This window comes from Comamonas sp. GB3 AK4-5 (assembly GCF_041320665.1).
In the GTDB taxonomy this organism is placed as follows: domain Bacteria; phylum Pseudomonadota; class Gammaproteobacteria; order Burkholderiales; family Burkholderiaceae_C; genus Comamonas.
Window position 1 is genome coordinate 4,904,402 of record NZ_CP166730.1, and the last position, 14,155, is coordinate 4,918,556.

Annotated in this window: 11 protein-coding genes; 4 read left to right on the forward strand and 7 right to left on the reverse strand. The window is 65.8% G+C overall.

Features of this window, described 5'->3' with window-relative positions:
- Positions 1-2: 2 nt before the first annotated feature.
- Complete coding sequence (locus ACA027_RS21685) at positions 3-1,256, reverse strand: MFS transporter (RefSeq protein WP_370680253.1); 1,254 nt, start codon at positions 1,254-1,256, stop codon at positions 3-5.
- A 77-nt stretch (positions 1,257-1,333) separates the two neighbouring features.
- Here ACA027_RS21685 and ACA027_RS21690 point away from each other — a divergent pair, with 77 nt between their 5' ends.
- On the forward strand, positions 1,334-2,407 hold the full coding sequence (locus ACA027_RS21690) for an AraC family transcriptional regulator (protein ID WP_370680254.1): 1,074 nt from the start codon (positions 1,334-1,336) through the stop codon (positions 2,405-2,407).
- Between the two features lie 769 nt (positions 2,408-3,176).
- Here ACA027_RS21690 and ACA027_RS21695 read toward each other — a convergent pair.
- The 4 genes from ACA027_RS21695 to ACA027_RS21710 form a co-directional block, all read right to left on the reverse strand.
- The gene (locus ACA027_RS21695) at positions 3,177-4,328 is read right to left on the reverse strand and encodes a 3-deoxy-7-phosphoheptulonate synthase (RefSeq protein ID WP_370680255.1); all 1,152 of its coding nucleotides are present in this window, start codon (positions 4,326-4,328) and stop codon (positions 3,177-3,179) included.
- A 64-nt stretch (positions 4,329-4,392) separates the two neighbouring features.
- Positions 4,393-4,713, reverse strand: a complete 321-nt coding sequence (locus ACA027_RS21700; RefSeq protein ID WP_370680256.1) for a multidrug efflux SMR transporter — start codon at positions 4,711-4,713, stop codon at positions 4,393-4,395.
- 228 nt (positions 4,714-4,941) lie between these two features.
- Positions 4,942-5,469: a putative toxin-antitoxin system toxin component, PIN family gene (locus ACA027_RS21705; RefSeq protein WP_370680257.1), complete on the reverse strand. Its 528-nt coding sequence runs from the start codon at positions 5,467-5,469 to the stop codon at positions 4,942-4,944.
- The gene (locus ACA027_RS21710; RefSeq protein WP_370680258.1) at positions 5,466-6,770 is read right to left on the reverse strand and encodes a class I SAM-dependent RNA methyltransferase; all 1,305 of its coding nucleotides are present in this window, start codon (positions 6,768-6,770) and stop codon (positions 5,466-5,468) included. Before ACA027_RS21710 ends, ACA027_RS21705 begins: the two co-directional genes overlap by 4 nt.
- Positions 6,771-7,042: 272 nt before the next feature.
- On the opposite strand from ACA027_RS21710, the gene ACA027_RS21715 reads away from it, so the two are divergent.
- The 3 genes from ACA027_RS21715 to ACA027_RS21725 all read left to right on the forward strand — a co-directional run bounded on the left by ACA027_RS21715 (position 7,043) and on the right by ACA027_RS21725 (position 11,253).
- On the forward strand, positions 7,043-8,884 hold the full coding sequence (locus tag ACA027_RS21715; protein WP_370680259.1) for a methyl-accepting chemotaxis protein: 1,842 nt from the start codon (positions 7,043-7,045) through the stop codon (positions 8,882-8,884).
- A gap of 146 nt (positions 8,885-9,030) precedes the next feature.
- Entirely contained in the window at positions 9,031-10,869 is a 1,839-nt protein-coding gene (locus tag ACA027_RS21720; protein ID WP_370680260.1) for a methyl-accepting chemotaxis protein, read from the forward strand.
- Positions 10,870-10,899: 30 nt separating this feature from the next.
- The gene (locus ACA027_RS21725; RefSeq protein ID WP_370680261.1) at positions 10,900-11,253 is read left to right on the forward strand and encodes a hypothetical protein; all 354 of its coding nucleotides are present in this window, start codon (positions 10,900-10,902) and stop codon (positions 11,251-11,253) included.
- Positions 11,254-11,327: 74 nt separating this feature from the next.
- Here ACA027_RS21725 and ACA027_RS21730 read toward each other — a convergent pair whose 3' ends face one another.
- Both ACA027_RS21730 and ACA027_RS21735 read right to left on the reverse strand, forming a co-directional pair.
- Positions 11,328-12,335 (reverse strand): ribokinase, encoded by a 1,008-nt coding sequence (locus ACA027_RS21730; protein ID WP_370680262.1) that lies wholly within the window; start codon positions 12,333-12,335, stop codon positions 11,328-11,330.
- Positions 12,336-12,561: 226 nt separating this feature from the next.
- Complete coding sequence (locus ACA027_RS21735; protein ID WP_370680263.1) at positions 12,562-14,139, reverse strand: RNA polymerase factor sigma-54; 1,578 nt, start codon at positions 14,137-14,139, stop codon at positions 12,562-12,564.
- Between the last annotated feature and the right edge of the window lie 16 nt (positions 14,140-14,155).

Below are 14,155 nucleotides of genomic sequence, written 5' to 3' on the forward strand. Positions count from 1 at the left end.
CCTCAGTCCTTGGCCGCAGCTGGGCCGTAGCGCAGCACCAGCAGCGTGCCCAGCGTCATGGCCACCAGCGAGAACGCCGGCGCACCCAATGCGCCCAGCTGGTCCACCATCAGCCCGCCGCCCACGGCGCCGGCGGCAATGGCCACTTGGAAGCCGGCCACCATCAGACCGCCAGCGCCCTCGGCCTGGTCTGGCGCGGCCCGCACAATCCAGGTCTGAAAGCCCACGGGAAAGGCGCCAAAGGCAAAGCCCCACAGCGCGATGGCCACGGCCGTCACCACCACCGAGCTGGCCCCCAGCAGCAAGGCCGCCGCCAGCACCGCCACCAGACCGCTGCCGCAGACGATGGCCAACCGCTCGCTGCGCCCCGCCAGCCAGCCGCCGACGAAATTGCCCAGAAAACCGCCTATGCCATAGCCCAGCAGCACGGCCGAGATGGTGCCCGCAGACAGGTGCGTGACCTGCTCCATCAACGGGCGGATATAGGTAAAGCCGGCAAAGTGCCCCGAGATGATCAGCAGCACCGCCAGCAGTGCCACCTGCACCTTGCGACGCAGCAACAGCTGCCCCAGGGAGCGCAGGTTGGGGTTGTCGCGCGGGGGCAGGGCCGGCAGCGTGAAGATCTGCGCCAGCAGCGTGACCACGCTGACCACGCCTGCAGCCACAAAGGCGCTGCGCCAGCCCCAGACCTCGCCCATCCAGGCGCCCACGGGCGCCGCGCAGACGGTGGCAATCGACACCCCGGCCAGAATGATGGACATGGCCCGGGCAAACAGCGATGCGGGCACCATCCGCATGGCCAGCGCCGCCGACATGGACCAAAAGCCCCCCAGCGCCACGCCCAGCAACACCCGGGCCACCAGCAGTGCGGGCAGGCTGGTGGCCAGCACCGACAGCACATTCGAGGCCAGCAGCAGCACGGTGAGGGCAATCATCACCATGCGCCGGTCCAGGCGGCGGGTGAGCAGCGGAATGCTGGGCGCAGCAATGGCCCCGACCACGGCGGTGGCGGTCACGGCCTGGCCGGCGGCGCCGTTGCTGACTTCCAGGCTGGCGGCAATGCCGGTGAGCAAGCTGGCGGGCAAAAACTCGGCCGTGACCAGGCCGAACACACCCAGGGCCATGGCAGCCACAGCAGGCCAATTGGCCGCCCTGAGAGCGGGCGTATCGGTGGCGGCCACTGCGGCGCAGGATGCGGGCGAAGGCGCTGCCGCTGCGCCGGCCTCCAGAGAGGCTGTGCATGAGGAGGAGGACATGGGAGTAATCACTTGCAAAACAGAAGGCTGTGAGCTTAGGGCTAAGATTTCAGAGCTTCCATGACAGAAAGCCCTGAATGCTTGGCAATTCCTCCGAAGTGCGGTGCGAGGCGAAGAACAACGCCCTGCCCGCCGACAACGCCAACGATCTGCTGTCGCAAATCCTGGTGGGTCTGCGCCTGGATGGCGTGGAATACAACCGCTGCGAGCTGCGTGGCCCCTGGGCCGTGGCCCATCCCGCGCAGAGCTGGGCGCGGTTTCACTTTGTGGGCAGCGGCAGCTGCTGGCTGCGCACGGCGGGTTCGGACTGGCTGCAGCTGCGCCAGGGCGATGCGGTGCTGCTGCCGCGCGGCAGCTTGCACATACTGGCCAGCGCGCCCGAGGTGCCGGCGGTGGACATCGATTCGCTGGCCCGCACCACGATCACCGACAACATCCACCTGGTAGGCCCCTGCGGCGCCGTGCGCGGCCGGCATCTGCACCATGCCGGGCATGGACATGACCACGCAGCCGCCAGCGCTGCGGCGGGCCTGGCGCCCACCGTGGTGTTTTCCGGGGCGCTGCGTTTCAACCTCGACCCTCTGCACCCGCTGCTGGCCATGATGCCCGAGGTGATGCAGGCCAGCGATCTGGCCGCGCGCGACCCGGCCGTACCGGCCCTGCTCGACGCCATGGAACGCGAAGTGGCCTTTGACCGCATAGGTGCCTGCGGCATCCTGGCGCGGCTGGCCGATGTGCTGGCCGCCACCGTCATCCGCGGCTGGCTGGAGTCGCGCAGCAGCGACAACTGCGCCGGAAGCGGCTGGATCACCGCCGTGCGCTGCCCCAAGATCGGCAAGGTGATCGCCGCCATCCACGCCGAGCCCGAGCGCAGCTGGACCGTGCCCATGCTGGCCGAGCTGATCAATGTCTCACGCTCCAGCTTTGCCGAATCCTTTACCCGCACCATGGGCGAAAGCCCGGCCAAATACGTGGCCAAGGTGCGCATGTTCGAGGCGCGGCGCTGGATTGCCCAGGACCAGTTGCGCATTGCCACCGTGGCCGACCGGCTGGGCTATGACTCCGAGGCCTCGTTCAGCCGCGCCTTCAAACGCATCATCGGCCACCCGCCCAGCGCGGCCAGGGGCTCTGCCGCCATGGCATCGGCCTGAGGCCTGCTGCGCTATATATTTTTTGATAGCGCTTCATGCTGATGGGCAATTTGCTTCAATGCCATACAGCATTGAAAACAAGTACTCATCTGCACAAGCAGCTCCTGTTTTTTTGGAACCGCCATAAAAAAATGCCCTGCAGCCAGCGCTGGAGGGCATTATTTCGGGCCGCGCAGCTCCACGCGGCAGGCAAACCCAGTCTTACTGGCTGGCCACTTCCAGGTGGGCTTCGCGGGCTTCTTGGATGAAGTGGATCAGGGAGTTCAGAGCTTGGCGCATAACAGACCTTTTCGTAAGACTACGGAGAGAGATGCACTTCCACTGCGGGTGGGGGATGGCTGCATCTCAATCAACCAACCCAGGGTTAACTCTATAAGTGTTAACCCCTAGGCGCTAAGTATAAACCACAATCCTATTTTGTGCACCACGGCGGGGCAGGCACCCACAGAAGCACCGCCAGGCAACAGCAGGCCCACCGGCGCAGCAGATGGCGCAGGGAGGCAAAAGAAGGGAATGCGGGAGTGCCGGGTGGGAGGTGAAGGGGCCGCAGCATGTCCGAGACATCACGGCTGTTGGAGCCGGTGGGGTCGCAAGCGCCCACTCGTCCCCGAGAGGAGGAGGGCTTTGTGGCCCTGGATTTGGGATGCGATGGCCGGGCAGCAACGAAAACGGCGCTCACTTATGCAAAGCAAGCGCCGCTTGAATTTCCAGCGTTTCAGCTGTTCTAGAGTCTGGAGCTGGCGGCCTGACTGCGCAGGCCGCTATCGTTTCAAGAGCCGCTGCGGTCTGCGCGGCGCGTGCGCACGGCTTCGGCCAGCTGCTGCAGCACGGGCACGGTCTGTTCCATGCTGATGCAGGCGTCCGTCAGCGACACGCCATACTGCAGCTCGGCACCGTCCACGATGTCCTGGCGGCCTTCGTGGAGATGGCTTTCAATCATCACGCCGGTGATGCGGGCATCGCCGCCCGCAATTTGCTGAGCCACATCGGCGGCCACATCGATCTGGCGGCGGTGCTGCTTGCTGCTGTTGGCATGCGACAGGTCCACCATCACCTGCGGGCGCAGGCCGGATTTTTCCAGCATCTCGCAGGCGGCCTGCACATGGGCGGCGTCGTAATTGGGCGCCTTGCCGCCGCGCAAGATGATGTGGCAGTCCTGGTTGCCACGCGTCTCGAAGATGGCGCTCTGACCCATCTTGGTCATGCCCATGAAGGCATGGGAGGACGCGGCTGCCAGCATGGCGTCGCTGGCCACTTTGACGCCACCATCGGTGCCGTTCTTGAAGCCCACGGGGCAGCTCAGGCCGCTGGCCAGCTGGCGGTGGCTCTGGCTTTCGGTGGTGCGGGCACCAATGGCGCCCCAGCTGACCAGGTCGCTGATGAACTGCGGCGACAGCAGATCCAGAAACTCCGTGCCCGCCGGCAGGCCCAGCTCCAGCACATCCAGCAGCAGGCGGCGCGCCAGCTCCAGGCCTTCGTTGACGGCAAAGCTGCCATCACGGTAGGGGTCGTTGATATAGCCCTTCCAGCCCACGGTGGTACGCGGCTTTTCAAAGTACACGCGCATCACGATCAGCAAATCGTCCTTGAGCGCATCGGCCTGCACCTTCAGCTGGCGGGCATAGTCCATGGCCTGGTCATGGTCGTGGATGGAGCAGGGCCCCACCACCACGATCAAGCGGTCGTCCTGCCCATGCAGCACGCGCGAGATGGCGGCGCGGCTGGACTCCACCAGGTGATAGGCCTCGTCCGGAATCGGCAGCCACTCTTCCAGCAGCGCCGGCGTGAGCAGCGGACGCACGATCTTGATGCGTGTGTCGTCGATACGGGTCTTGTCCAAGGTGCTCAGCTTGGGGGTGGCGGGCACGGCCTTGCGGACCGATGCAGCAGAGGGAGGCAGGGGCGTCGTGGAGGAAGTCATGCCGCTATTGTCGGCGACGGCCCGGTCCACGTCTCGCAGCCGGCCCCATCTCCGACTGCGGCTCTCACTCGCCCGAGGACAGCTTCATCAGCACCAGACCGCTGACGATCAACACCGCAGCAGCAACGCGCATGGCGCTCACCTGCTCGCCCAGCACGGTGATGCCCACCACAAACGCGCCCACGGCGCCTATGCCGGTCCAGATGGTGTAGGCCGTACCCAGGGGCAGCGTGCGCATGGCAATCGACAGCAAGCCAAAGCTGGCAATCATGGCCACGATGGTGATGGCGCTGTATTTGACATTGGTGAAGCCATGCGACTGCTTCATGGTGAAGGCCCACACCACTTCGAGCGCGCCCGCGATCAACAGATAAACCCATGCCATAACCAACTCCTGAAGATGTGGATGGCCAGGTCGTCCCGGCTGCCGGAGCCAGCCCCTTGCGGGCTGTGGTGCAAGGCCGTCCCTGCACACCGAAAGAGACTGAATCTTAACGGTGTCTGGCGTTGGCGGCATGTCGCGCCCCCATGCCCCAGAACGGTCTGGGTGGTTGCAGCGCCACAGTGGCGCGCCGCGCGCTCGCCCAGTGCGGGCATGCCGTTCTACGCCGGGTCAGGCAGTCGCAGTGTCAGCGTCTGCTGCGGCCGCAGGCGCTACAGCCTCCGCTGCATCGGCGATCAGCAGGATATTGCCCACCGTGGCGCCATAGTAGGTCGCCACGCGCTTGCGCTGTTTGAGCACGGCCTTGTCCTTGCTGACCAAGAGCGCCTGGTGTTGGCTGGCCAGGTCGAGGAAATGCTGGTCGTCCGGGTCGGTGCAGGTGAAGCGGATCTTGGGCGCCTCGGCCACATATTCCACGGCGGCGTCAAAGGCCGCCATCACGCCCTCCGGCGTCTTGCCGTAGAAGGACACGCGCGGTGCGATCTGGCTGTAGTGCAGCACGCGTTCCAGCTCGATGCGCTGGGTCTGGTCGGCAATCCAGCGAATGGCACCTTGGGCCACCAGCTCACGGATGGGGGGGATATGCGGGTCGTCAAAGATCAGCATGTCCAGCACCACATTGGTGTCCAGCACCACGGGACGCGGCAGCGGGCCCTCGTAGCCGTCGTTGCAGGACGGCCACTTCAACACGATTTTCATTCGGCCTGACCTTCCGCCCCGCGCCCATCCGATGCGCTGTTGCCGCTCTCATTCTTGCGTGGCTTGGTCGAGCCCTTGACCATGTCAAAGCAAAACAGCCGGCATTCGATGGGGCCGTTCCACATGGGTGTGCGGCGCGATTCCTTCAGACGCATCTTGCCGGGCAGCTTGAGGTCGGGCGTCAGCATCCAGGCGCTCCAGCCGCTGTAGTTTTTCTTCCAGTGGCTGGCCAGCTGGCCAAAGAATTCGCCGCCGTCTTCGGTCTGCGCGGTTTCACGACCGGCCCGTTCCACCTGGCCCATGCGCTCGGCCGCATTGCGGCCTGCCGCGCCCGCAGCAGCAATACGTTCACCATAGGGCGGGTTGAGCAGCATCATGCCGGGCTGCTCGCAAGGCGGCATGCGTTGCAGCGCATCGCCTCCGCGCAGCTCGATGGTGTCGGCCACGCCGGCGCGCTCGGCATTGCGCTGGGAAAAGTCCACCATGCGAAAAGCAATGTCCGAGCCATAAATACCCACCGGCGACTTGGCCAGGATCTGGCTTTCGGCCTCGTCCAGCATGGCTTCCCACACATGGCGCTGGAAGGGCACCAGCTTCTCGAAGGCAAAGCGGCGCAAGATGCCGGCGGGGATCTTGCGGGCAATCTGTGCGGCCTCGATCAGCACGGTGCCGCTGCCGCAGCAGGGGTCGTACAGCGGCTGGGGATTGGGGCCATGCGGGTCCCAGCCCGAGGCGGCAATCATGGCGGCGGCCAGGGTTTCCTTCAGCGGCGCGTCGCCCTTGTCCTCGCGCCAGCCGCGCTTGAACAGCGCCTCGCCCGAGGTGTCGATGTAGATGGTGGCGCCGTCGGTGGTCAGGTGCAGGTGCACGCGCACATCGGGGTGGTGGGTTTCCACGCTGGGGCGCACGCCGTTGCGCTTGGCGCGAAAGCGGTCGGCAATCGCGTCCTTCACACGCAAGGCGGCAAAGTTCAGGCTGGTCAGCGGGCTGTGCTGCGAGGTGACTTCAATCTTGAAGGTCTCCTTGGGCGAGAACCAGATTTCCCAGGCCACTTCGCTGGCCGCGCGGTAGAGGTCGTTCTCGCTGCGGTACATGCTGTGCGAGAGCTCGATCAGCACACGCTGGGCCAGGCGGCTGTGCAGGTTCAGCAGCATGGCGTCGCGCCACATGCCGCGCAGCATCACCCCGCCCCGGCCCACCAGCAGGTCTTGCCCTGTGGCACCGGTGATGGCGTGGACCTCGTCGGCCAAAAGACCCTCGACGCCGGCGGCGCAGGGCAAAAACAAATGCAGTTGGTTCATAGCAGGCCGCCAAGGATACGCGAGACGCCCCAGCCACGGCAGGCACTGGAGTTCTTCGCACCACAGCCCCCGGTGCTGCCGTGGGCTTGCGCCGTTGCAAATCCTTGCCGTCCACCCGCCATGGCTGCGCTATGGTGGCCCGGCCCTACGGGCAGCGCCCGCGCGCAAAGCCACTTTATGCGCCAAATTCCGTCAATACCGCTTGTCTACCTTTTGATACAGTCAAACGCACGCTGAGTTCTCTTCCCATTCACCCTTTCGGAATCGCCACCATGTTTCAAAGTTTGCGTGCTCGTCTGATTGGTATTTGCGTGGCCATCACCACGCTGTCGCTGGTGGTCTTGGCCCTCGTGACCTTCTTCGGTGTCCGCAGCAACACCCTGTCGTCTCTGAATGACCGCATCGGCCAGCTCACCCGCGTGCATGCCCATGAGATCGAGACCTGGCTGGAGGAAAAGCAGCGCGTGGTCGGCTCCATGCGCCATGCCTCCGACGCGGCAGACCCACAGCCTTTGATGCTGGCGGTGCAGCAAGCAGGCGGCTTTGACGCCGCTTTTGTGTCCTATGCCGACAAGCGCCATGTCTCTACCTCCCCGCCCCCCGAAGGTTTCGACGGCACCACCCGCCCCTGGTACCAGCAGGCTGCGCAAGCCGGCAAGCCCATCGTCACCCAGGCCTATGTGGACGCGACCTCGGGCAAGCTGACCGTCACCCTGGCCGCACCCTTGAGCCAACCCGGCCAGGCCGTGGTCGGCGTCATGGGCGCCGACCTGTTTCTGGACAGCGTGGTGCAGAAAGTGGCCACCATCCACCCCATGGCCAAGAGCTTTGCCTTTTTGCTGGATGGGCAATCGAACATTCTGGCCCATGCCCAGGCGGACCTGATCCTCAAACCCTCCACCGCTCTGGCACCCGAGCTGACACCCGCATTGCTCAATGGCCTGGCCGATGCTGGCGGCCACACCCAGGTGCAGATAGGTGGCGCCACCCAGATGCTGTATGCCGCCCGCGTGGAAGGCACGCCCTGGGTGCTGGCCATGGCCGTGGACCGCGATGCAGCCACCCTGCCCGTGCGCGAGCTGCTGCAGGTGTCCGCCCTGATCACCGTGCTGTGCGTGCTGGCCGCCGTGGTCCTGGTGGCTGCGGCCGTCAGCCACCAGCTGCGCCGCCTGGCCGTGGTGCGCGATGCGCTCAACGATATCGCCTCCGGCGACGGCGACCTGACCCGCCGCCTGGGCACCGAGGGCAATGACGAGCTCACCCAGATTGCCCGGGCCTTCAACCAGTTTGTGGACAAGATCGCCTCGGTACTGGTGCGCATACGCGATTCCTCGGAGTCGGTGCGCCTGGCCACAAGCGAAATCGCCAGCGGCAACCAGGACCTGTCTTCGCGCACCGAGCAGCAGGCCAGCGCGCTGGAGCAGACCGCCGCGGCCATGGAGCAGCTCACCGCCACCGTGCAGCAAAACGCGGCCAATGCCCAGCAGGCCAACCAGCTGGCCACCAATGCATCTGACATCGCCTCCCACGGCGGCACCGTGGTGAACCAGGTGGTGCAGACCATGGGTGGCATCGACACGGCATCGCGCAAGATCGTGGACATCATTGCCGTCATTGACGGCATCGCTTTCCAGACCAATATCCTGGCGCTGAACGCTGCCGTGGAAGCGGCCCGCGCCGGCGAGCAAGGCCGCGGTTTTGCCGTGGTGGCCGGCGAGGTGCGCACCCTGGCCCAGCGCAGCGCCGAAGCCGCCAAGGAAATCAAGCAGCTGATCGACGACTCCGTCAGCCAGGTCAGCACCGGCAGCCGCCTGGTGCAAGACGCCGGCACCACCATGCAGGACGTGGTGGACAGCGTGCGCCGCGTCACCGCCATCGTCTCCGAGATCAGCAACGCCAGCCAGGAGCAAAGCCGGGGCATTGCCGAAATCGGCGGCGCCGTCAGCCAGATGGACCAAGGCACGCAGCAAAACGCCGCCTTGGTGGAAGAGGCCACGGCCGCCGCACAGGCCCTGCAGCAACAGGCCCACCAACTGGCCGACGCGGTGGCGGGCTTCCGACTGGATGCCAACCACGGCACCGCGTCCTCGCACCCGGCACTGCTGCAGCGCTGAGCAGCCTGCCCACGCCCCATGCATCCTGGGTGCGTGGGGCAGTGCTGCACCCTAAATCCCGAGAGGCCTATCCTCCCAAACGGGGCCGCCGCCTTGGTAGGCTTTGGTTACATTTGGCTCACCCTTTCCCTCTCGGAATCACAGCCATGTTCCAAAGTCTGCGCGCCCGCCTGATCGGTATTTGCGTGGCCATCACCACGCTGTCACTGGTGGTCCTGGCCCTGGTGAGCTTCTTCATCGTCCGTGGCAACACGCTGTCGGGTCTGGACGAACGCATAGGCCAGCTCACGCATGTCCACGCCCATGTGCTGACGGAATGGGTACAGGAAAAGCAGCGCATCACCGGCGCCATCCAATATGCGCTGGGCCAGGCCGATCCTCTGCCCTTTTTGCGTGCAGCCAAACAGGCCGGTGGCTTTGACGACGCATACATAGGCTTTGCCGACAAGCGCCATGTGTTTCTCGACCCGGTGGATGCGGGCTACGACCCCACACAGCGCCCCTGGTACCAGCTGGCCATGCAGGCCGGAAAACCCATTTTGACGCCGCCCTATGTCGACGCCACCAATGGCAAGCTGACCCTCAGCTTTGCCGAGCCAGCCGGCCCCAAAGGCAAGCCCAATACCGTGGTGGCCGCCGATATGTACATGGACAGCGTGGTCCAGCAGGTGGCGGCCATCCACCCCATGGCCAAGAGCTTTGCCTTTTTGCTGGATGGCCAATCGAATATCTTGGTCCACACCCAGCAGGAGCTGATCCTCAAGCCCTCCACCGCCCTGGCACCCGAGCTGACGCCCGCGCTGCTGAGCAAGCTGGCCAGCGAGGGAGGCCATGCCCAGGCCCAGATTGGCGGCGCCACCCAGATGCTGTATGCCGCCCGTGTGGAAGGCACGCCCTGGGTGCTGGCCGTGGCCGTGGACCGTGACGAAGCCACCCTGCCGCTGCGCCGCCTGCTGCAGGTGTCCGTGCTGATCACCGTGCTGTGCGTGCTGGCCGCCGTGGTCCTGGTGGCAGCAGCCGTCAGCCACCAGCTGCGCCGCCTGGCCGTGGTGCGCGATGCGCTCAACGACATCGCCTCCGGCGACGGCGACCTCACCCGCCGCCTGGGCACCGAGGGCAATGACGAGCTCACCCAGATTGCCCGCGCCTTCAACCAATTTGTGGACAAGATCGCTTCGGTGCTGGTGCGCATACGCGATTCCTCGGAATCGGTGCGCCTGGCCACAAGCGAAATCGCCAGCGGCAACCAGGACCTGTCTTCGCGCACCGAGCAGCAGGCCAGCGCGCTGGAACAAACCGCCGCGGCCATGGAACAGCTCACCGCCACCGTGCAGCAAAACGCGGCCAATGCCCAGCAGGCCAACCAGCTGGCCGCCAATGCCTCCGACATTGCCTCCCACGGCGGCACCGTGGTGAACCAGGTGGTGCAAACCATGGGGGGTATCGATGCGGCGTCACGCAAGATCGTGGACATCATTGCCGTCATTGACGGCATCGCTTTCCAGACCAATATCCTGGCGCTGAATGCCGCCGTGGAAGCGGCCCGCGCCGGCGAGCAAGGCCGCGGTTTTGCCGTGGTGGCCGGCGAGGTGCGCACCCTGGCCCAGCGCAGCGCCGAAGCCGCCAAGGAAATCAAGCAGCTGATCGACGACTCCGTCAGCCAGGTGAGTACCGGCAGCCTGTTGGTGCAGGATGCCGGCACCACCATGCAGGACGTGGTGGACAGCGTGCGCCGCGTCACCGCCATCGTCTCCGAGATCAGCAATGCCAGCCAGGAACAAAGCCGGGGCATTGCCGAAATCGGCGGCGCTGTCAGCCAGATGGACCAGGGCACGCAGCAAAACGCCGCCCTGGTGGAAGAGGCCACGGCCGCCGCACAGGCCCTGCAGCAGCAGGCCCACCAGCTGGCCGATGCGGTGGCGGGCTTCAGGCTGGAAGGCCACCACGGCACCGCGTCCTCACACCCGGCACTGCTACGGGGCTAAGAACCATGAGACGCCGCATAAGATAGGCGTATGCCATTGCCCTCTTTGCTTTCCATCGCGGCCCAGCCCCGCGCCCTGCTGGGCGCTCTGGCGCTGACCTTGCTCGGTGCCTGCCAGTCCGCGCCCACTGCAGCACCCGCTGTGCCATCCGCCGCGCAGCCCGCTGCAGCGGCAGTCAGTGCACCCCAGACTTCCAGCGAAGCCGCGCCAGAGGCCCTCATTCTGGGTGGCCACACCGATGCCCATGGCTGCAAGCCATCCACCGGGAATTCCTGGTGCCAACGTACCCAGCGCTGCGAGCGCCCCTGGGAGCTGGCCCTGCAGCGCGGCTTTGAGAACACGCCGGCAGGCTGGCACGCCTACTGCGACGGCAGCACGCGCTGAAGCGCAGCCTGGTGGCGTCGCTGCATCACTCCTTGTTCAGGAGCGGCTTATGCAAGCGTCATCAGCAGAATGTCTCACTCCAGCTCGCGCACCAGCGCCAGCGCTTCCACCTGCGCCCGGGTGGGAATAGAGGGCTGTGCACCGGCTTTGCCCATGCACAGGCTGGCCGCACGAATGCCCCAGTCCACGGCATCGGCCAGGCTGTCGCCTTCGGCCAAGCGGGTGACCATGGCCCCTAGAAAGCTGTCGCCCGCGCCCGTGGTGTCCACCACGGGCAAGTCCAGGGCGGCATGGTGACGCGGCGAGCCCCGGGCCACCCCGGCCACCGCGCCTTGTGCCCCCAGGGTGAGCACCACCTGCTGCACCCCACGCGCGAGCAAGGCCTGGCAGGTCTGCTGCGCCGCAGCCGGGCCGTCGACCTCCAGACCGGTCAGTGCCGCGGCCTCCTGCGCATTCACCACCAGGGTGTGCACCAGGGGCCACCAAGCCGCAGGCAGCATGCGCACGGGTGATGGGTTGAGCACCACGCGGCAGCCCGCGCTGTGGGCCGCCTGCAGGGCCTGCAGGACCACGGCATCGGGCACTTCCAGCTGCAGCAGCAGAAAATCTGCCTGGGCCAACGCATAGAGCAAAGCCTCCTCGGGCAGCACCAGCTCGGCATTGGCACCGGCCACCACGCAGATGCGGTTTTCGCCCCCTGGCTCGACCATGACCACGGCCGTGCCCGTGGGCACGCTTTCCTGCACCGCCACATGCTCCACGTTGATACCGGCCGCGTGCAGCGCCAGCCGCAGCTGGTTGCCGGGCTGGTCGCGCCCCACGCTGGCAAACAGCGTGACTTCAGCCCCCTGGCGCGCACAGGCCAGGGCCTGGTTGCCGCCTTTGCCACCCGGGGTGGACTGCAGGGTCTGGGCCAACACCGTCTCGCCCGCCTGGGGCATGCGCTCCAGGGTCAGCACCAGGTCCATGTTCAGACTGCCCACCACGGCCATGTGTGCCACGCGGTGCGGCAGGCCTGCTGCGGCCCTTTCGGCCGCCGAGGTGGTGCGGGGCAAGGCCCCGGAAGAAAGCGGTGCAACCATGGTCTGTCTCCTGCCTGTAGGGGGTTGCCAAGCCAAGGCCTGCTTGCCACGCAAGCCGCCAGCGCGTGGCTCCCAATGTGCCTGTTTCCACCGGCCCGCGCCATGGCGGTAGCTACTGACCCGCAGGGGTATGTCCACCCTGTCTACCCAGCCGGCATGCTGCGCAGTGCGGTGGGTACCGCAGCCCGGCTTTCGCTACTGCTTTGGTAGCTATCCACGCTGATATTTACAGCTTTTTGCGCAGATTGGCTGGTGCAATCTTCAGCGCATCGCGGTATTTGGCCACGGTGCGGCGGGCGCAATCAATGCCCTGTTCCTTGAGCATGTCGGCGATCTGGCTGTCCGACAGCGGCTTTTTCACGCTCTCTGCCGAGACGAATTGCTTGATCAGCGCCCGCACTGCCGTGCTCGAGGCATTGCCGCCGGTTTCCGTGCCCAGGCCGGAGCCGAAAAAGTACTTCAGCTCATAAGTGCCATGGGGCGTGGCCATGTACTTGGCCGTGGTCACGCGGCTGATGGTGGACTCATGCAGGCCCAGCTCATCGGCAATATCGCGCAACACCAGCGGGCGCATGGCCAGGTCGCCATGCACAAAGAAATTCTTCTGCCGCTCCACGATGGCGCGCGAGACACGCAAGATGGTGTCAAAGCGCTGCTGCACGTTCTTGATGAACCAGCGCGCCTCCTGCAGGCGCTGCTGCAGGCCGGCATGGCCTTCGCTGCCCTTGTGGCCGCGCAACGCACCGGCATAGATGTCGTGCACGCGCAGCCGCGGCATCACATCGGCATTGAGCTGCACATTGAACTGGGGTGTGCCTTCGCTGGCACGGCGACTGGAGCGGGTGACGATCACATCCGGCACAACGATGTGGCGCTCCACATCGGCAAAGCGCCGGCCGGGCCGGGGCTCGAGCCGGGCAATCAGCGCCATGGCGGCGCGAACGCGCTCCTCATGGTGGCCGGTGAGCTGCAGCAGACGGCGCACATCGCGCCGCGCCAGCAGGTCCAGCGGCTGTGCGCAAATGGCCAGCGCCGTTTCCAGTACGGCGGGATCGGCTTCGCGGCGCTGCTGCAAATGCTGCAGCTGCAGTTGCAGGCATTCGCCCAGATCACGCGCCCCCACGCCCACGGGTTCCAGGCTGTGCAGCAAACGCAGCGCCACGGTGAAGCGGTGCACCAGCTCTTCCAGGCGCTCCGGGTCTTCGCAGCCCGCCAAGCCTTCGGCCAGGGACTGCAGCGTGTCTTCCAGATAGCCGTCGTCGTTCAGGTTTTCAATCAGATAGCGCAGCACATGGCCGTCCAGCTCGGACAGGTGCAGCGACAGCGCCTGGCGCAGCAGGTGGTCGGTCAGCGATTCATGGGCACGCGCCAGATCCAGTGCGCTGATGCCCTCCTCCCCGTCCTTGAGCGCGCCGCGCGCCGGGGCGTCCCCGCCCCATTCGCTGTCATCGGGCTGCAGGTCGTGGCCGCCGTCGCCGTCCCAGTCGGGGGCATCGAAATCGGCGGCACTTTCTGCATTGTTTGGGCCTTCAGCGCTTTCTGCACCAGCGTCTGAAGCTCCTGAAAGTGCAGCTTGTTCGGCCCCGTAGTCATCGGCCTGGGCCGGGGCATCGGATTGGGACAGCCCGAAGTCTTCGCGCGGGGCTTCTTCGGGGGAAAGCTCCAGAAAAGGGTTGTCGTCGAGCATCTGCTCGACTTCCTGGGCCAGCTCCAGGGTGGACAGCTGCAGCAGCCGGATCGACTGCTGCAATTGCGGCGTCAAAGCCAAATGTTGCGAGACTCGCAAGGACAAACCTGGCTTCAACGTGGCGCTCCCTTGG